This window comes from Dawidia cretensis (assembly GCF_018598175.1).
GTDB classification, from domain to species: Bacteria; Bacteroidota; Bacteroidia; order Cytophagales; family Cyclobacteriaceae; genus Ohtaekwangia; species Ohtaekwangia cretensis.
Genome location: NZ_JAHESE010000038.1, coordinates 40,741 through 58,321 on the forward strand (window position 1 = coordinate 40,741; position 17,581 = coordinate 58,321).

At 46.8% G+C, this 17,581-nt stretch carries 19 protein-coding genes and 1 tRNA gene; 10 read left to right on the plus strand and 10 right to left on the minus strand.

Annotation, left to right across the window (positions count from 1 at the left end):
* The first annotated feature begins 118 nt into the window (after nt 1–118).
* Both KK062_RS25690 and KK062_RS25695 read left to right on the plus strand, forming a co-directional pair.
* Nucleotides 119–736: a DinB family protein gene (locus tag KK062_RS25690; RefSeq protein WP_254087243.1), complete on the plus strand. Its 618-nt coding sequence runs from the start codon at nt 119–121 to the stop codon at nt 734–736.
* Between the two features lie 112 nt (nt 737–848).
* A complete protein-coding gene (locus KK062_RS25695) occupies nt 849–2,399 on the plus strand; it encodes an MFS transporter (RefSeq protein ID WP_254087244.1) in 1,551 nt (516 codons plus the stop codon).
* Between the two features lie 53 nt (nt 2,400–2,452).
* Here the strand turns inward: KK062_RS25695 and KK062_RS25700 are convergent, their stop codons facing one another.
* The 3 genes from KK062_RS25700 to KK062_RS25710 all read right to left on the minus strand — a co-directional run bounded on the left by KK062_RS25700 (nt 2,453) and on the right by KK062_RS25710 (nt 5,219).
* Complete coding sequence (locus tag KK062_RS25700) at nt 2,453–2,878, minus strand: hypothetical protein (protein ID WP_254087245.1); 426 nt, start codon at nt 2,876–2,878, stop codon at nt 2,453–2,455.
* Nucleotides 2,879–3,101: 223 nt separating this feature from the next.
* Nucleotides 3,102–3,581: an NYN domain-containing protein gene (locus KK062_RS25705; protein WP_254087246.1), complete on the minus strand. Its 480-nt coding sequence runs from the start codon at nt 3,579–3,581 to the stop codon at nt 3,102–3,104.
* A gap of 207 nt (nt 3,582–3,788) precedes the next feature.
* Nucleotides 3,789–5,219 carry a hypothetical protein gene (locus KK062_RS25710; RefSeq protein WP_254087247.1) on the minus strand — a complete coding sequence of 477 codons (1,431 nt, stop codon included), beginning with the start codon at nt 5,217–5,219 and terminating at the stop codon, nt 3,789–3,791.
* Between the two features lie 406 nt (nt 5,220–5,625).
* Here KK062_RS25710 and KK062_RS25715 point away from each other — a divergent pair, with 406 nt between their 5' ends.
* Together KK062_RS25715 and KK062_RS25720 are read left to right on the plus strand one after the other, a co-directional pair.
* Entirely contained in the window at nt 5,626–5,853 is a 228-nt protein-coding gene (locus KK062_RS25715) for an SDR family NAD(P)-dependent oxidoreductase (RefSeq protein ID WP_254087248.1), read from the plus strand.
* Nucleotides 5,854–6,043: 190 nt separating this feature from the next.
* Nucleotides 6,044–6,631: an AMP-binding protein gene (locus KK062_RS25720; RefSeq protein WP_254087249.1), complete on the plus strand. Its 588-nt coding sequence runs from the start codon at nt 6,044–6,046 to the stop codon at nt 6,629–6,631.
* A gap of 381 nt (nt 6,632–7,012) precedes the next feature.
* Here the strand turns inward: KK062_RS25720 and KK062_RS25725 are convergent, their stop codons facing one another.
* Nucleotides 7,013–7,174, minus strand: coding sequence for a hypothetical protein (locus tag KK062_RS25725; protein WP_254087250.1), 162 nt, complete (start codon nt 7,172–7,174; stop codon nt 7,013–7,015).
* Nucleotides 7,175–7,435: 261 nt separating this feature from the next.
* Between KK062_RS25725 and KK062_RS25730 the strand changes: the two genes are divergently transcribed.
* Nucleotides 7,436–7,777 (plus strand): HopJ type III effector protein, encoded by a 342-nt coding sequence (locus tag KK062_RS25730; RefSeq protein WP_254087251.1) that lies wholly within the window; start codon nt 7,436–7,438, stop codon nt 7,775–7,777.
* Between the two features lie 46 nt (nt 7,778–7,823).
* On the opposite strand, the gene KK062_RS25735 is transcribed toward KK062_RS25730, so the two are convergent.
* Entirely contained in the window at nt 7,824–8,060 is a 237-nt protein-coding gene (locus KK062_RS25735; protein WP_254087252.1) for a VF530 family protein, read from the minus strand.
* A gap of 278 nt (nt 8,061–8,338) precedes the next feature.
* Here KK062_RS25735 and KK062_RS25740 point away from each other — a divergent pair, with 278 nt between their 5' ends.
* Both KK062_RS25740 and KK062_RS25745 read left to right on the plus strand, forming a co-directional pair.
* Nucleotides 8,339–8,593, plus strand: coding sequence for a two-component regulator propeller domain-containing protein (locus tag KK062_RS25740; RefSeq protein ID WP_254087253.1), 255 nt, complete (start codon nt 8,339–8,341; stop codon nt 8,591–8,593).
* Nucleotides 8,594–8,883: 290 nt separating this feature from the next.
* Nucleotides 8,884–9,384 carry a DUF1440 domain-containing protein gene (locus KK062_RS25745; RefSeq protein WP_254087254.1) on the plus strand — a complete coding sequence of 167 codons (501 nt, stop codon included), beginning with the start codon at nt 8,884–8,886 and terminating at the stop codon, nt 9,382–9,384.
* A gap of 173 nt (nt 9,385–9,557) precedes the next feature.
* Here KK062_RS25745 and KK062_RS25750 read toward each other — a convergent pair whose 3' ends face one another.
* Complete coding sequence (locus KK062_RS25750) at nt 9,558–9,896, minus strand: ABC transporter permease (protein WP_254087255.1); 339 nt, start codon at nt 9,894–9,896, stop codon at nt 9,558–9,560.
* A gap of 1,132 nt (nt 9,897–11,028) precedes the next feature.
* Nucleotides 11,029–11,496 carry a pentapeptide repeat-containing protein gene (locus KK062_RS25755; protein ID WP_254087256.1) on the minus strand — a complete coding sequence of 156 codons (468 nt, stop codon included), beginning with the start codon at nt 11,494–11,496 and terminating at the stop codon, nt 11,029–11,031.
* A gap of 424 nt (nt 11,497–11,920) precedes the next feature.
* Between KK062_RS25755 and KK062_RS25760 the strand changes: the two genes are divergently transcribed.
* Nucleotides 11,921–12,418 carry a hypothetical protein gene (locus tag KK062_RS25760; RefSeq protein ID WP_254087257.1) on the plus strand — a complete coding sequence of 166 codons (498 nt, stop codon included), beginning with the start codon at nt 11,921–11,923 and terminating at the stop codon, nt 12,416–12,418.
* Nucleotides 12,419–12,759: 341 nt separating this feature from the next.
* Here KK062_RS25760 and KK062_RS25765 read toward each other — a convergent pair whose 3' ends face one another.
* From KK062_RS25765 to KK062_RS25775, 3 genes are all read right to left on the minus strand, one after another.
* Nucleotides 12,760–13,617: a hypothetical protein gene (locus KK062_RS25765; protein WP_254087258.1), complete on the minus strand. Its 858-nt coding sequence runs from the start codon at nt 13,615–13,617 to the stop codon at nt 12,760–12,762.
* On the minus strand, nt 13,614–14,333 hold the full coding sequence (locus tag KK062_RS25770; protein WP_254087259.1) for a hypothetical protein: 720 nt from the start codon (nt 14,331–14,333) through the stop codon (nt 13,614–13,616). Before KK062_RS25770 ends, KK062_RS25765 begins: the two co-directional genes overlap by 4 nt.
* A gap of 475 nt (nt 14,334–14,808) precedes the next feature.
* Nucleotides 14,809–14,882: transfer RNA gene (locus tag KK062_RS25775), tRNA-Pro, on the minus strand.
* Nucleotides 14,883–15,135: 253 nt separating this feature from the next.
* Here KK062_RS25775 and KK062_RS25780 point away from each other — a divergent pair.
* Both KK062_RS25780 and KK062_RS25785 read left to right on the plus strand, forming a co-directional pair.
* The gene (locus tag KK062_RS25780) at nt 15,136–16,383 is read left to right on the plus strand and encodes a sensor histidine kinase (RefSeq protein ID WP_254087260.1); all 1,248 of its coding nucleotides are present in this window, start codon (nt 15,136–15,138) and stop codon (nt 16,381–16,383) included.
* Nucleotides 16,384–16,618: 235 nt separating this feature from the next.
* The coding region (locus KK062_RS25785; protein ID WP_254087261.1) for a hypothetical protein at nt 16,619–17,581 on the plus strand (963 nt) is incomplete at its 3' end.

The window sequence follows — 17,581 nt, forward strand, 5'->3', positions numbered from 1 at the left end:
CACCCAAACGAACATAAAAAGACGCCCGCTGTCCCAATCACCCTGCCGAAATGTCTAATTCGCACCCCCTACATGGGTATAAAGACATTACCTTTATGAAACAAAACCACCCCCAATTATGAAAACACTCAAATTCGTTCTTGTCGCCGTAGCCGCGATCGCCATGAGCTTTGACCGCCCCGCCGCCACCCTCACCGAGTCCGAACGGAAGTATGCACTGGACCTGCTGCAGGGTACAAAAGACGACCTTTTGAAGAAGGTAAAAGGACTGACGGCCGAACAGCTGAGCTTTAAAGCCGACGCTGCCCATTGGTCAATCGCCGAATGCGTCGAGCACATTACGTTAGCTGAAACGCAACTTTTTGAATACGCCCAATCCGGACTGAAAGAGCCAGCCGATCCTTCTAAACGAAGCGAGGTAAAAACAAAAGACGACGAGCTGGTAAAGATGGTCGCCGACCGCAGCCAAAAACGTGAAGCGCAGGAAACCCTCAAACCCACCGGCAAGTTTGGATCCTTTGAGTCCACGCTTGCCGACTTCAAGGCCCAACGCGATAAACATATACTGTATATCAAAAAAACGCCCGATGATCTGCGAAATCACTACAACGATTTCCCGTTTGGAAAGCTTGACACCTATCAAACGATCTTGTTAATGGCCGCGCACAGCAGACGACATACAGCCCAGATTCAAGAGATTCTGGACGATCCTAACTTCCCGAAAAATGGTAAGTAGCACTCTATAGATCTGCGGCGAATGCAGAGATGCCTCACCGCAGATCATTCACCTTCCATAATCCAATCCTTCCATCCCTGGTCATGGATCAAACGCCGAATCGAAAACCACGATGGCAACGGTAAAACTGAGCAGCGCCAAAGGCATATGGGTAATGTTAGCGGCCATCATAGCATCGGCGATGGCGTTTATTGATGCCACAGCGTTAAACGTGGTGCTGCCTGCTTTACAAGATGGCCTGCAGGCCACCAGTGGCGAGCTGTTTTGGATACTGAATGCTTACCTGCTGATGTTGGCCTCCCTCATACTCGTAGGGGGTTCCCTGAGCGACAAGCTGGGACGCAAGAAAATATTCATGGTCGGCATTGTCATCTTCGTAGTGGGTTCAGGATTGTGCGGAACTGCGAGCACCGTTTTTCTGCTGATTGTATATCGCCTCGTGCAAGGCATCGGCGGTGCCTTCATGATTCCCGGAAGCCTGGCGCTGATCTCCTCTGCGATCAATGAGACCGAACGCGGCAAAGCCATTGGCACGTGGTCGTCTGCTACGACCATCGTGACCGTGGGCGGTCCCATTTTAGGTGGCGCCTTAGCCGACGCCGGCCTATGGCGTTACATTTTTTTTATCAACGTGCCCATCGGTATCGCAGCATTCTTTATCCTTTGGACAAAGGTCGATGAGACCAAAAACGAGAACAGTAATCCTTCCATTGATATCCTCGGCGCCATCGTGATTGCATTGGGCCTTGCCGCCCTTACTTTCGGCTGCCTGAGCATGCCGGAAAAAGGCATTCACCATTGGCATGTCTACTTGCCTTTGATCGTCGGCACTATTTTGCTGATCGCGTTTATCGCCATCGAGAAGGTCAGCCAATATCCTATGATGCCGCTAAACTTGTTCAACAACGGCACCTTTAGCGGCGCCAACCTCCTCACGTTCTTTCTCTACGCCGGCCTTGGCGCGGGTATGCTTTTTCTTTCGCTAAACCTGGTACAGGTACAAGGCTATACGCAATTGCAGTCGGGTCTCACCTTCTTACCCTTTACACTGTTGATGATCATCCTGGCGAAGCTATCCGGCAAGCTCGCCGACAAATACGGACCCAGATTGTTTCTGATCATCGGCCCCGCAACGGCGGGCATAGGCCTGCTGTTGCTCGCCTTTGTTGGCCAGACCCGTGGTGTTGCCGACTATTGGGTCACCTATTTTCCGGGGATACTTGTTTTCGGACTGGGAATGTCGATTACCGTCGCGCCCCTGACGTCGACCGTGATGGGCTCTGTCAATCAGCAATATTCGGGGACAGCGTCGGGCATTAATAATGCCATCACCCGCATTTCAAATGTCCTGGCCAATGCCATTTTCGGAGCCCTGGCTGTACTGCTCTTTTCCATGGCGCTGCAGGCGCGTCTGAACGACACAGATCTACCGGGCACAGTACGGCAAGCCGTAATGGCCCAAACGGTGAATCTAGGGAATGCCGCTGTGCCGAAAGAAGTTGACAATACAGCAAAAGAAAAAATAGAACGGTATTATCACGAAAGCTTCATTGAAGCCTATAAGAAGATCATGCTGATCTCGGCGGGACTTGCTTTCACAGGAGCATGCATGTCACTCCTGTTCATTCAGAACAAAACCGCGCATCAGTTCGACAAACCTTAGAGCTTCATCGCTCAATTATCTCCAACGTGTCATTGTCAGCATCGCTGTAGGTACTATCGTACCACAGACAGTACTCCTGGGTGCCAATCTGCAGACGGCGCGAAGCCGCCAATGCCGAGCTCCAATTGCGCCGAACGAAGCACGCCGAGTATGATTTTGTGAATATCCTGCGTAAAATTCAAATAATGAGTGTAACCCGGACCGCGCTTTCGGGCCTCAGCAAAAACCGTCTTACAGAACCGGGGTGGCAAATTCGATTCTTTGAACGCCACCAGTTGAACCTGTATCTGCCCCAGTTGCTGAGCCGAAACATCCATTGACAACTGCTGGGCAACATATCCCCGCACATCGTTTAAAACGCCGTCGACGGCCATCCTGCGGTGTTCTTTCAAGGATGCCGCCACCCGGATCATTTCTTCCAGGGCCGCCTGAACGTCGGTTCCAGCGAGCCCGGATGCTATTTTTATTGCTGCTCCCATTTTCTTGATCTTTCTTCAAATCTAATAAAACTAAATAAATTAGTAATAAAAACTAATAATTTTTGTTTCGATTACAGGATTAGCCGGCTCCCCTATTGACCGTCACAGTTTGATTTTCAGCATCGGTGTTGATTTTGTGCTTATTTCCGCAAAAATTGTGTTGAAGGTTCCCCACCCCGAAGCACCTGCCCGTCAGGAAGCTATCCCGCCACAAACGAATTGCTCATCTCAATAGCTCTGGAAAGCTCTCGAAGAATAAGCGCTCATGCGCCAGATTTATCAGATCGCCATGCACTCCAAAATCATATGTCATCAATGTGACAGTTCCACCCTGATTGATGGCAAGCTGAATTGCCGGTACAAAGTCTCTGTCGCCTGTCGACAAGACAACTAAGTTTCCCTTCATCGCATGATAGACTATGTGGCTGGCAATCGCGACATCAACCTGTTTCTGCGCTCCGCCTTCCATCTCATAGAGCTTAACAACAACGCCTGATTGTTCCATGGTATGATAGAATTGCTTCAATCCATGGTCAATGCCATAGTGCTTATCTACTCCGTTAAAAATTATGGCTTCGCAATGGCTACTGAATCGTTTCTCAAGAAATGCCCGCACTTTTAAGTAGTCAATCCTGCCGCGTCCACGACTAGCCCGGGTAATGTAGCCGACATCCACGAGCCAAATAATTTCAGTTTGTGCCATTATATAAAAGGTATTCCACCAGCTGAAACATTGTTCGAACTATTTGCGTACTCGAGATCCCAACATTCATCTTTCAGGTCGACAACAAGGTAGGGTAAAAAAAGATTCTTTCAGCAAGCTGCGTTAAATAAAAATGCTTCAGGAAACAAAAACTCCCGGCCTGCGCATACCAGGACCGGGAGATTATATATATACTTAAACTTTTTATCAGAACGGATCCGGAACAATTGTCCAGCCATACTCGTCATGCAGTTGTCGCAGCTGATCCATGGCCGTTGCCGACAGTGGGCCGATCATTGTCTCGCTGCCATCGGGGGCGTCCAGCTCCAGCCAGCCTTCGCCCGTGTGACGCGCCACGGCGTGGTGATAGACATCGCCGATGATCTCGTTCAGCACGGCCGGCGGGAAGTCTACATTATCAGAAAGTTCGATATACGTTAACCGGGGATTGTTGCGCACGTTAAAATATCGAATACCGGTGCTGTTCAGCCCCAGAGACTCCAGCTTGGTGTTTTGTGAAATATCCAGCGAGTCGCCCACCCCGGCCCAGGCAAGCGACAAGCTAATCAGCTCGGGCAAGGCACGCACCACGACATCATCGTTCACGCCCCAGGGGAAGACGATTCCCAACCGGCCGACCGACGCCAGATCGCCGGACACACTGACATGATAACGACCCACTGCGGAATATCTATGCCCGAACTGCAAGTAGCTCGGATCATAAAATTGTTCTACAGTGCCATCTCCCCAATCGATCGTGAATGGTGTCTGGGGCACACCGGCCTCCATCGAGATCCAGAAGTCGTATGGCTCTGTAATGTCCGGTCCTGTTGCGTACGGCAACGCGGTAAAAGTGAGGGCCTCCACAAGCGTCACCTGCAGCGGCTCGCCGTTGAGTTCTGCCAGCAGTTCCTGTAACACAAACGTTCTGCGGTACGTGGCATGCCCGGGCACGTTCAGCACGAGTGTATACGTCCCTTCGGGGTTTCCCGAAAACGCAACATCGTTCGTCCGGGCCGGCAATGAGCGGCTGTAAAGTGTATCGCCGCTTTCAACCACGTATGCGTGCACCGCCGAGAAGGCCAGTCCGGCGCTGTCGGGTCGAAAGACCGAAAGTTTAAAGAACGGGTACGGCACGACGTTGACGCGGAACGACACGTAGCCGAACTGCTCGGGCATGTGAAAGCCCACGGGCACGACTTCTACATCTACCTGCGCAAGGCCATCGTCGCTCACGGCAAAAGCCACCGGCAACGGGTCGTCTACCCATGAAGCCATGTCGGATCCCTCCTTCGGCGTGGCATACACCACGTCGCCTGTCGCGTTGCTCACCAGGAAGTCGGTAAGCTCGTAGTTTCCCCCCGGCAGGGCCAACGGCTCGCTGATGTAAGCATCGCCCATTTTAAGCAGCGTGACCTGCTGCAAAGTATATACCTCATCACCGCTCACCCGGCGAATGCTGACGTATACCGAAGCGCCCTCGCGCAGGGAAGCCAGCGTACGCCCGGCCGGATCGGCCACTGCACCGGCGCTGAGCGTAAAACGTATTTCTCCGGGAACCGCCGGTTCATTTTCCCGGCAGCCTACCATCGTGACTGCCAGCGAGGCAACATAAAAAAGCCAACTAAGTTTTTTCATAAGGGTATTTTTAAGGGTTTAGCAATACAATACCGCAGAAGTACCGTCGGCACTTCCGGAAAAGGGTCATCGCCCCGGGAACACCGTTATAATGACCTATGGCACACAGGCGTGACACAGCGCGCCACCCCTGGCGGCAAAGAAAAAGGCGAACAGATTTTTTCCATAGACAGTGTTGTTAGTTTACTTACATCGCAAATGAAAGATTCCTTGCCGGGATCAAAAGAAAACAGACACACGCCCGCGAAACACACGATATCAGCCAAGTCCACAGGGAGTATATAAATATAGAAACATAATATTGTATTCATAATCGTGTCGATTGAATAAATCTTCAACACGCAGCCCGTTAACATATTGAACAGATCAGGCAAAAAAAACCTATCTTGTAAAATAGTTAAGTAATATGTCAGTTCGGGCCCGCCTCCTTTTTCCTGCAATAGCATATAATAAACGAAAAGCATCCAGGCAGCTTACTGGAAAGATCATTCTCATTACGGGTGCTACTTTCGGTATCGGCGAGGCACTGGCACGGCACTTGTTGCGATACAATGTACACCTGATTCTGATTGGTCGTACCCAGGAACGGCTACTCGCGCTGGAGAATAAGTCCCAGGCGATGCCCGCCCGGTGACGACGTATCGCTGCGATTTTTACAGCGAGGACGAGATCGCCGGCCTCCGAACGACGTTGTCCATTTTTACAAGCGGCTCCACCGGTATTGCTAAAGCGAAGCGAAATAATACACTGTGGCAATATTTGAAAGCCATCTCAGACATCGTCAAGACCGTTAGATTACAGGATTATAAATCGGTCATACTCCCGTGCCTATCTATCACAGTTACGGGTTATCAGTGTTGTTTTTGGGTCTGATGCTGAACAAGACGCTTTTCCTTATTAACAAGTTCGATCCTACAGTCGTCGCTAAAGAAATAGAATTGAATAGGATTGAAGTCGCAATTCTGATCCCGCAGATGATTAACAAATTGTTGGATTTCAAAATGGAGTCGCTCCGATGCGTCGTCAGTTGTGCAGATATTCTGCCCCCATCGATTTTGCAGGCTGCCACAGGCAAGTTCGGCGATATCGTTTTTAATTTTTACGGCACCTCCGAGACGGGGCTCGCAACGATCGCTACGCCGGCGATGCTGGCTATACGACCCGATACGATCGGGAGGCCAATTCGGGACGAAGAAGGGAGCTTCGTTCTCTACGTGCGATCCAGGTTTGCCATGCGCGCGGGGTATATCCGTACGGGCGATATTGCCGCGGTCGATGAACGCGGCTGGTACTATTTGCACGGCCGGGCCGATCATTTGGTCGTCGTGAACGGTGTTAATGTATACCCGTACACCCGTACGAGTTATTGCAGATGGTGTACAAACACGAGGCAGTGCAGCATGCCGATATAAAGACCTTCGCTGGTCAACAGGGATTTAAGAAGATCAGGCTAATTCTTTACACGAAGCCCGGTAATGACCTCAGCGAAAAACAATTCAAGGACTGGGGGGTGAACCGATACGGCACAAAGTTCCTCCCGGCGGCGGTCAAGCTAAATCCCGAGGGCGGAAGCATCAAGCTGATGCAAAACTAACTCATTCGCATGTTTTCATAACCGCAATTTAAGTTTTGCTGTCGAACCCGTGGAAGTTTTAAAATTCACATAAAACCGGGTTCGTTACGAATGCCCCAGATCCAGTTTACCACACTGTGGAGTGTCAACTATCACGTGTAACAGATGGAATACGTAGCGCAGCTGGGGTGATTATTCCACACGCATCAGAAATATTGTGTCATTTCCGGCTGCGCAAAACGAAGATCAGGATTGCCCCGATCACAAAAACCACCACGAAAGCCCCGATATAAAACCCCGCAGAGAAAATATCTCCTATGACCTCGCAACTGGTCATCAATGCTAAAAGAAGTGCGATGCTGAGAATGCTTAAGTTTTTCATGTTGTTAGTATTGCCGTATTGATTAAAAGTTCGGGCCAGGTCTACATTGGACATTCATTTTTCTGGCACACAGCTAAGTTCGAATGGACAAAGCAAGCGGGTTGCCACGTTACCGAAGAGGCTGCAAAAATCATTCGCGCAGATAACGTAGTGGTTTGTCTGCTAATCCAGCCGGAGATCGTACACATTCAGAAAGCTTTTTATAACAGGCGGCAGCAATATTTTAAAATAGGTTATTTAATTTTGGATAAAATATTCCGAATGAAAGAGCAGCTGCCAACTTTATTAAACAAGTTAAAAGACAACGCACTTGCGTTTAAAGAGGTGATTGAGTTTATAGAAACTTATTATCAACATCAGCCAACAGCCTTTAAAAATGGAGCGCTACAGAATGAAGCAACTCAAAATCAAGGGAGCGCAAAAGTTTTTACTTTTGCTCAACTAAATAAGCTGAACAAAGAAGATACCCTTTATTTATTTGCCGAGCATTATCAATCGGTTTTAAAGAATCCGGAGAGTACGGATCACCAGAATATCCGGCAATTTATGGCTCATGGCTGGCAAGGGATAGTTTTTGAGGGACTGGCCCTGGTTGCAAAGTAATAGCATTATAAGCGGTGGCGTTTTGTGAGCCCATTACTTGACAAGGCTATTTAAGTTTGTTTTTACGAAGTGAATACTTATAAAAGTCTTCAACCTTTGTGCGGGCCCAGGGTGTTTTTCGAAGGAACTTGAGACTGGATTTTACTGAAGGCTCGTGCATAAAGCAATTGATCTGAATCTCTTCGCCCAACGTTTCCCACCCATAGCTTTCTACAAGGTGGGTTACCATTTTTTCCAACGTCAATCCATGAAGCGGATCATTCGACTTACTTTCTGGGGGCATATAATATTCCTCGAGACAAAGATACGTTAATTCGTATTTTCCGCAGAACTCAATCTGGCTTATTCGCTTTCGCGGCTGTTACCATTTCCTGGTCGACTTAAAATGGCTTACCCGCATACCCTGTTGAGAATCAAGTATTTCGACGCTCGTGTGTTCGGCGTGGGAGTACGGCATTCCCCGATCTTTCTTTCGGTACGTGCTGATACTGGGATAGGCAAATGGCGCCAGGGATTTTATAAAATCTGTTTTCCAGGTATTTCGAGCTTATATCCCTTCCCATGAGCGTTTTCACCCATAACGGCAAACCTTTTAGCAATATTCGCACGATAACGAAAGATAAAAAAGGCAACATCTGGCTTGGTGGACCCGATGGCTTTTGGTGCTATGACGGCAGCACGTTTACCGATTTCACGCAGAAGTTTGTTGGTTATATAATGGAAGATATAAAAGGCAATATTTGGACTAGTTCAGAAAGTGATAATGGCCGGGGTTGGGCACTTTCCCGTTATGATGCAAAGTCCCTTGTCCAATAAAAGACAACTGTAACTGAAATCGCAAATAAACCAATGATTTTTCTGGATCATAGAAGATGATAAGGGAAATATTTGGTTTGGCGCTGATGGCGTGTATCGTTATGATGGAAATACCATTACTGACTTTAAAAGTAAAGAGAGTCAGGAATAGAACCACTCAATCGCTACCTGGGCTGACACGTCTATCAACTAAAACTGCAAAAAAATGCTAAGGAGTTATAAAAATCACACCAGGCAATTAGGTGAGTAGCCGTATTTCGACCTACTTTTGAATACCTAATTCCTGACTTATGTCATCATCACGTACAGATGTCTCCCGAAGCAGTCTGGTAAAAACTATTTTGATTACAGGCCTCATTGCCGGCACGTTAGATATAATGGCTGCATGCGTCAATGTATACATTTCTTCCGGCACTGATGCAGTGACTGTTCTTCAATACATCGCCAGTGTATTTCTGGGCAAAGAATCCTATGCGATGGGTTTCGTTTCAGCATTGCTAGGCTTGATCGTGCATTATGCAATTTCGTATGGCTGGACGATTTTACTCTTTCTGCTTTACCCCAAGTTGAAATTTCTTTCTGGTAATAAAGTGTTGGTTGGATTGTTGTATGGAGTATTTGTCTGGCTGGTGATGAATCTTGTTATTCTCAAGCTTATCGGATTGGGCAAGGGATCTTTTAATTTGCTACAGGCTACAATTGGTTGTGGTATATTAATGCTCTGCATTGGCTTACCCATAGTATGGGGTGCGAATACGTATTACCAGCGCCGAAAGAATGTATTTGACTAACCCTTATCACATCCTCAATGAAGCCCGCATTTCAAATATCCGCCATGCCGTGGGCTTTAACGACGGGCAACATGCTCAATGAAGCACTTCTTTCTTATCGCGACTGCGACTAACAAGGCTCCAAACCATCTGCATCAATGCTGATAGGGATTCACTCCGATGACTCGCTCCATTTAATTCCTAAGCGTGGTTGCGGCATCGGTGACCGACGCCTTAAAAGACTGGAAAGCTATAGTCAAGCCGGCAATGGTTAAGATCAGCAGCGCCGCATAGACAAAAGTCCACAGGCTTATATCAACACGGTAGGCAAAGTCCTCAAGCCACGTTTTCATAAAGTACCAACCAAGCGGTGCGGAAAGAAGCAAGGCGATGATGATGAGGTATACAAAGCCTTTTGCAATGAGAATCACAATGTCGCCGACCGTGGCGCCGAGCGCCTTGCGTATGTCGATCTCCTTGGTGCGTTGATTGGCCGAGAATGCAGCGAGGCCAAATAAACCGAGCGAGGGCAATGAGAATAGACACGATCGTCAAGAAACCGAACATCTCGCCGAGCTTACGCTCGGTGCTGTACAGTTCATTAAAATGATCGTCCAGAAATTGGTAGTCGAAAGGATAAGGGGAATATTTCATCAAAGTCGATTCCATGAGCCCGATGACTTCGGCACTTTTTCCGGGTTGGATCTTCACCGCAATGTAGTTAGACCACGTGGGATCGAACCGTAAAAGCAGGGGTTGAATGGTCAGGTTAAAGAGTGCATGTGAAAATCCTTAACAACCACCACCACGGTTTTTAGCCCGCTGTGTATAAACTGTTTTCCTATCGCCTCTTGAGCGCTCCACCCCAGCACCTATGCCGCAGTTTCATTAAAGAGCACCGCTTGCTCAGCATCGGTCTCTATGTCTTTCGAGAATGTTCTGCCTGCTATGAGCGGTATTCCGAATAAGCCCAGAAAATTATCATTTACATTACATTCATAGATAACAAGGTCGTCTTCCGCTCCGATACCATCTTCGTCGTTAATTACGGTCTACCGGCATTGTTGGTAAAGGTTACAGATGCTCTTAACGCATTTCCAACCTCCTACCTGGTTCGAATTCACGCAACTACCAACAAAAAAAGCCTGCGATTCTGAATGAATCTGCAGGCTTTTTAATGAGTCGCCCTGAGTGTACAATTTTCGAACTATTTTATTTTCGATTTAAAGCGCCTAGGTGGCCTGATGGCCTGATTTTTAGGCCATTGATGTTGTTTCAAGCAGTAAAATTCTGTTGGCGACGGACCCGTAATTTTCCCAGAGACGAGTTTATACGCGGTGACGACTCTGATCTGTTTCTGACAGTAAATAGGGTTAATCTCATTGAAGATGTTACTCTGAAGGGGCCGATGAGGCAATTTGATTTTGTTATGCCGTATTTAAAGTTTGTTGAAATAATTAACAAAGCAGATGTTAATGCACTTTGTATTGATTCCTGATCCGGCTCAATGTCTCACGGGAAACACCAATGTCACAGAAACGTTTGCTTAGATGACTAACGCATCTGTACGATCACTACGGGTAGCTCTGGTGTGACGTAGATGGCCGGGGGCTTACGATTGTGGCACAGGTAAATGTATTCGCTATTCAGTTCCTTGCCAAAGGCTTATTTCCGATTGTCAATTAAATTGAGCAGATTCTCAACTGTAATTCCATTAATGGTCATTCCTTTGATATTGCAGTTTGTCAGCTCGATACCACTAAGATCGCAATTCCTTATAGAAACATTGCTCAAATTGCAATGGTTAAACTGGCTGCCATGCAGTTCACAATCCTCAAAACGGACAGGGCGCATAGTACTATCCTGAACGTGCATAGGGTGATCTTTGGGTGGCATCCCGATATTGTGGATATAGGCTCCGCCCAATTGAGCGCCTTCTATTTGCAGGTCACTTAGGTCGGCATTGGTAATTTTCATATTGCTGGCATTAACATTGAGTATGGTAGTACCTGCCATCATCATATTTTCCAGATGGCTGTTACTCATGCAACCATTAATGAACCGTGAATTTTCCAGGTTAAAATCGTCGGCGTCAATCTTTTTGGTAGCGTTGTGTATGGTAAGAACGTCCATAATATTAGTTTATGATAAAAAATTCATTAGACACAGCAATAAGCCGTTGATATATGTCGGTTATGCTACCAATATTCTTTTTTTATAACGTGGATTACTTAGATTTAAATAGTATTCTAATAATTGTCACACAAAAATAGCCATCGGCCACAAACTAAATAGGGGCCAATAACGACAATGCCAGGGGGCTATTGCGCCATGACATGGCGACTTCACTCTTATACACTGAAAAATAAGATGATTGCAGAAGAGCGTTGGGGAACCGGACATTGACATGTTTATAAGAATGAGATAATTTTACCGGACGAAATATGGATATTACTACTTATGGAAATGGCTCATCGGTCAATTGGATAATGAAGTACATAATAATAGGGTTTGGACTGGTATTACTCTGGTCCTGTGTTCCAAAAAAGCCGGGGCCATGTCTACTAGTGACGAGCCACCTACATCTACCGCCTGCATACCATTCAGTATTGATACGGCTACCATTCTCGAAAATAGAAACCTGGATGCGCTGATTGCAAGCCTGGATGCAGCGAATTTCACCAGTCACACAAAATTCGAATCGATGCCCGGCGTTATCAAAACTTTTTTGGGCAGCCTGGATGAAAATAAGTTCTTAATAGCAAATCCGGGAGAGGACTGGCAGGCAACGGACGTGGTGTTAGGTAAGCGCCTTCCGAACAGGCGGCTTCTATATCTGGGCGTGGGGCAAGACATAGCGCTGTTAGCTTATTACAAGGGCGGGATCGGTAAATCTGAAAGGATATTGATTTTTAGATTCACGGAGCGTTGCGTAATCGATTTTTGGTGCGGTGGTGTCTTGACCAACTTAAAGACAAAAGAGCAGATAGTGGAGTACCTGAAAGGAAACAAGAATAAACATTGGGGCCTTAATACTAACGTGATTTACATCTAACGATAGGCTCATTCACGGCGAAAGGAAGTTCGAAACCATCCGGCTATCAGTAAAAAAGCTTGCGATTCTTCATGAATCTGCAAGCTTTTTAATGAGTCGCCCTGAGTGTACAATTTTCGAACTATTTTATTTTCGATTTAAAGCGCCTAGCTGGTCTAATAATCTAATTTTTAGATAATTAATACTATTTCAGCACTGTGATTCAGTTGATAATGCCCGATGTGGCCCGCCACGCACTATTTACCCAACAGTACAAACTGCCCATAAAAAGGGCAAAGAAGTCGGGATGACCGGACGAAGTTCGAACCAGCTCCTTGAAGATTTGAAACGATTAAGCAGAATTATTTGCGATGTATTTCATAATTCAATCGAAGAACACGCTGATGCCATAAGGTTAGCGTTTGCTCTCCGAAAATAGTTTCTTCATCCCAGTAGATAGTTAAATGATCACGAAATGATCTTATGTATTGAGACCAAAAGCCGCCTTTTGAATCGCTGAGTAAGAAATAGAAGCCAGGATCACCAAACTTCGCTCCGGAGGAGTCAAGACGAAGTTCGCCCTTTGGGCCCACACTTGGTAACATGATGACTGTAGCATTTCCTTTTGGCAAAGGGAATACCGCTTTAATACAAATTTTTCCGCATGGCAGCGTGCATGTAGAGTACACTCCGGAATAAAGCACTTGCCCCGTCGAAATGAAGGTTCTATACCAAATCGTATACTTCACGTCATTTGACTTAGGTTCCTTAAGCGTGATTATCTCGCTATTTAATAGATTTGACTTTTCTGTGTTGTTCGTTGGGATATTCAGCTGTTTAATCCGGTTACTGAATAGGCTCATCACCAAATTCCCGAAGATTTTAAATAGGGGGTTCCATTGTACGGAAAGCGTCAACTTGTAACGCGAGGTATTTTCATAAAATTCTATAATATTTTGTGAAAGACGGATGAATTCTGCGTCTGATAATTTCAGGTCTTTAATGGAAGGGATAAGTCCATGTGAGGCTGCGTTTCTTTCTATAATCAAATCTTCTGCCTCTGCCAGCTGAGTAACAAAATCATCGCCTATTGCGCCCAATTTTCCAAAAGGCCCCATGAGCCAGGGAACGGCATCGGGTTCGATTCGCTTACCCCAAAGAATTACCCACTGCTGAGTAAACCAATCCTGTAACTTTTGAACGGGATAAGCCAATCTCATGGTAACTGCTTGCTGGTAAGAGCTGGTATATAATTACTGCGGCCATTCCATTCACCGTATTCAGCTATCGGTTTGAAGCGCAGCGTTGTAAACTGAATATGAAAGTCTTTTCGCTCCCGTTCTCGCATCGCTTCCGAATGGCGTTTAGGATGAGGAACAGGACTATGTCCATGAACCATATTGAGCATTTCCCGTTGGGACTTCCAGATTGAAAATGTGGAGACCGTTCGTGGAAGCCTGGTAGCTGCCAAAGCCAGAGAAACACCAGGATGATCCCGGACTAATTTTTCAACCGGTCTACCCCAATGAATGAATCTTGGAACTTGAAGAAGTTTCATGCGGGCAAGCGTGACGGCAACTACGGGCGCATCCGGGTTATCTGCTTCGATGCTTGGGTTGGGAAGTACAAATTCGTCAATGTTTCCCCACTGTCGCAAATGGGTCAGACGGATATGCCATCCTTTTGCCAGCGTTTTCCCGAAGACATCGTTTTTCAAAAAGTTGTCAATCGCCAACTCATTTTCCCATTGTGCGAACACTACCAGTTGCCGGATGAGTACTCGTGAAGGTGAGAAAATTAGTGAGCCTAACGTCATGGATGTCATGCATTCAGCATGTATCAATCCAGGAATATTACCAGCTGTGGGAGGGATCCAGAGAGCCTTGAGAGCAGATTTGATACTTGTTTTTGTAAGATGAAAAGTAAATACGCTCATACTTTCAAAGTGCCTTGGTTAGTATCTTTTGAAATCGTCTTGCTATAAACGAACACCTCGCCGCTATTTGAAAATAGATGAAATTGGGCAAATGGCTTATTAACTTTGTTAAGATGCGTTTTCATCTGCTGCTAGATAAACTCAAATTCTGTAATAACCAGTGAACTACTTACAAAAAGTACCTTGGATAGAATAGATAAGTTTTTCTAAACATTCCACCTTTTCCGCAAATTCCTGACGGAACTAGAGGAAATCTTGACCGCTGGTTATGCACTTACAGACATGATTTGAATAGAACGACTAAAACCTGATTGGCCAAGCATAAATTAAGAGGGAAAACATAGTTTTTCCCCGGTGTCGACTTGAGTGAATTTGAACTAGAAAAGTCGCTATGCATAGAAAAGCGATGAACGGGTAGTAGCGCCAAACAAAAAAGCCTTCAAAATCGCAGATTTTGAAGGCTTTCACTTTTAAGTCGGGGTGGCCAGATTCGAACTGACGACCTCTTGGTCCCAAACCAAGCGCGATACCGGGCTACGCTACACCCCGAAAACTTTGGCAATCACCGGTGTTGTCCGCCAAAGGGATGCAAATATAACCTTTTATTATGCAAAACCAAATTCACAATGGATATCAATTTTAATTGTGGTGCATTCGTGGAGGGGTTGCCAATACATAACGGCCTCTTACCGCTTTACTGCACTGTATGGCCGATTCCCAACGTTGGGCTTATGCCCTGGCCTACGTTCTTTGTTCGTTCGAATAGTGATATATTACAAATAATTTAAAATACGGCTGAACCATGCCAGACATTGAGATCGATTCACTGCTTAATGACATCAACAATGTACAGCAGATAGAGATTATTCCCTCACTGCTCGAAGTCGTTTGCCGCACGACCGGTATGGGGTTTGCCGCCGTCGCCAGAGTTACCACCGATCGCTGGATTGCGTGCAGCGTACGGGATGAAATCGATTTTGGGCTAAAGCCCGGTGGCGAACTCCGGATTGAAACAACCATCTGTAACGAGATCCGCCAATCCGGAAACGTGGTCATTATCGACCACGTGGCCAATGATGAAATGTATCGCAACCATCATACACCGAGAATCTATGGTTTCCAAAGTTACATATCGGTACCCATCGTCCTCAAAGACGGCGAATTCTTCGGTACATTGTGTGCCATTGATCCGGCGCCTGCCCGTTTGAGTAATTCGCACACCATTGCCTTGTTTACGATGTTTGCTGACTTAATCAGCTTCCATTTAGAGAGCATTGAGGTCTTGCATGCCAGTAAGCGAACCATCAATAGACTGAATACCCAGGCAACCGATGCAATGGAAGAGAATCGACAATATCAATTCGTGTCGGACCACAACTTAGCAGAACCCCTGCGGAAGCTCTGTGTATTTTCCAATATGCTCATTGACGCAACCGAAAACGAAGGCACCCCAAAGATCCGCCATTTAGCCCAAAAAATAAACTCATCGGCTGAGCAATTTAGCATGATGATGAAGGACATGTCAAAATATACTGGCTTAAGTGACAAAGGGCTAACGCACGAAAGGATTGATTTAAGCAACGTTATCGCCGGCATTCGTACACAACTGACGGATTTGATTGTCCATAAAAATGCAACAGTAAAAAGTGAGCGCCTACATGAAATACGCGGCGTTCGGTTCCACATTGAGCAGTTATTTTTTAACCTTATCGTGAACGCCCTGACATTCAATCGGCCCAACGTGCCGCCAGAGGTTATCATATCCTCCCATCACATATTAGGAAACGAACTAAACGAAATGCTTGGTGTTGACCCGACTATAAAGTACCTGCAAATCGACGTTCAGGATAACGGACGCGGAATAGAAGCGCCTGAATTGGAAAAGATCTTCTACATCTTTTCGAAGGTATCGCATACCGAGTCTGCCGAGGGATATGGTATCGGCCTCGCCTATTGTCGTAAAATAGCCAAGCTTCATGGCGGGTTCATATCCGTCAGTTCACAGCCGGGCCTTGGCAGCATATTCAGTGTTACGTTGCCGTTGGCATGACAGTTTGATCAGGTAGTTTTCTGACTAGCAAACCTGTTACGCTGGATTTTGTTTCCCAAAAGTCTTTAAGCCGGTCGCGTACTCACATCGACAACTTCATAATACGCAACGTCGTGGGCGGGCACAGATACCAGTCGTGTAAGAAATACCAGGATCATTGTCCGCCAGCGAACGATGGCCGTGTTCGAATAAACCGCGTTTCATAAATTTAGCGCATGTCCATAACGCCTGAAACGTGAAGTATAACCTCAGTTTAGCCCTGATAGCCTTTTTGCTGCTTTTATCGTGTTCGTCTGATGACAGTACGGAAACCGTCGTCCCCGAATATCATGCTCCCACGTTCGATCTGACCGGCGCGAAAGCAGTGGTATACTTCGGAACAGTTAACGCTACGGCTAATGGGCGGACAAGCGAGAGTAGCCCCGGCAATCTTTTTAAACTGACTGCTGAGGGTGAAAGAAGCCCGGTAACGTGGGGTGCCTCCTTTGCCGCAATCAGACCCTTGCGCAAGGGACTTTTTGTGACCCACTACAACAACGTATCTAAAAACTATGTATACCATGTTGTAGAGCTGGATAACTCGTCGTCTCAACTCGACGGGTACGGGGCCGACCTGATCGGCGAAAACGACGCGGGCGATCTGATCTTCGCCGACGGCAGGGTTTTCCGCCGGGCAACCAAAACGGTCGAAACGCTGAAAACGGATTTACAGGTTTTTATGGTAGCGTCAGTTTCCGGCAACTTTGCCACGGTGCGTGCCGGAGTTGATTTCTATGTGATAAATACCGTTACCGGTAAAAAATACTCCATTCAAAATTGCCACGGTCCCTTAATCGCAGCGTTGGACACCGACCAGGTATTCGTGGACGATTGCCAGCCGGAGAACCTGTTGACATTTACCACCGGTGAACGCAGCACGCCCGGTATACAACCATTCGGTTTTTCCACCCGTACAGCGATCGGCTTCGCCACGCTGGATGGCAAGCTTACCGAATACAACGCACAAGGCCAGGCAACCTTTGAGGCACCCTACCCGATCGCCTCCCGCGTTTTGTCATTCACAAACAGCGGCGAATATTTTATCATCCACGAGCGTACCGGCGTTTCCGTCATTAAACGCGGCAATCCGGAAGTGCGGCCGATCCTCAGCGGGGTAAATGTCACCCGGTTTTCAGTCGCCGGTGGTATATTCTATTAC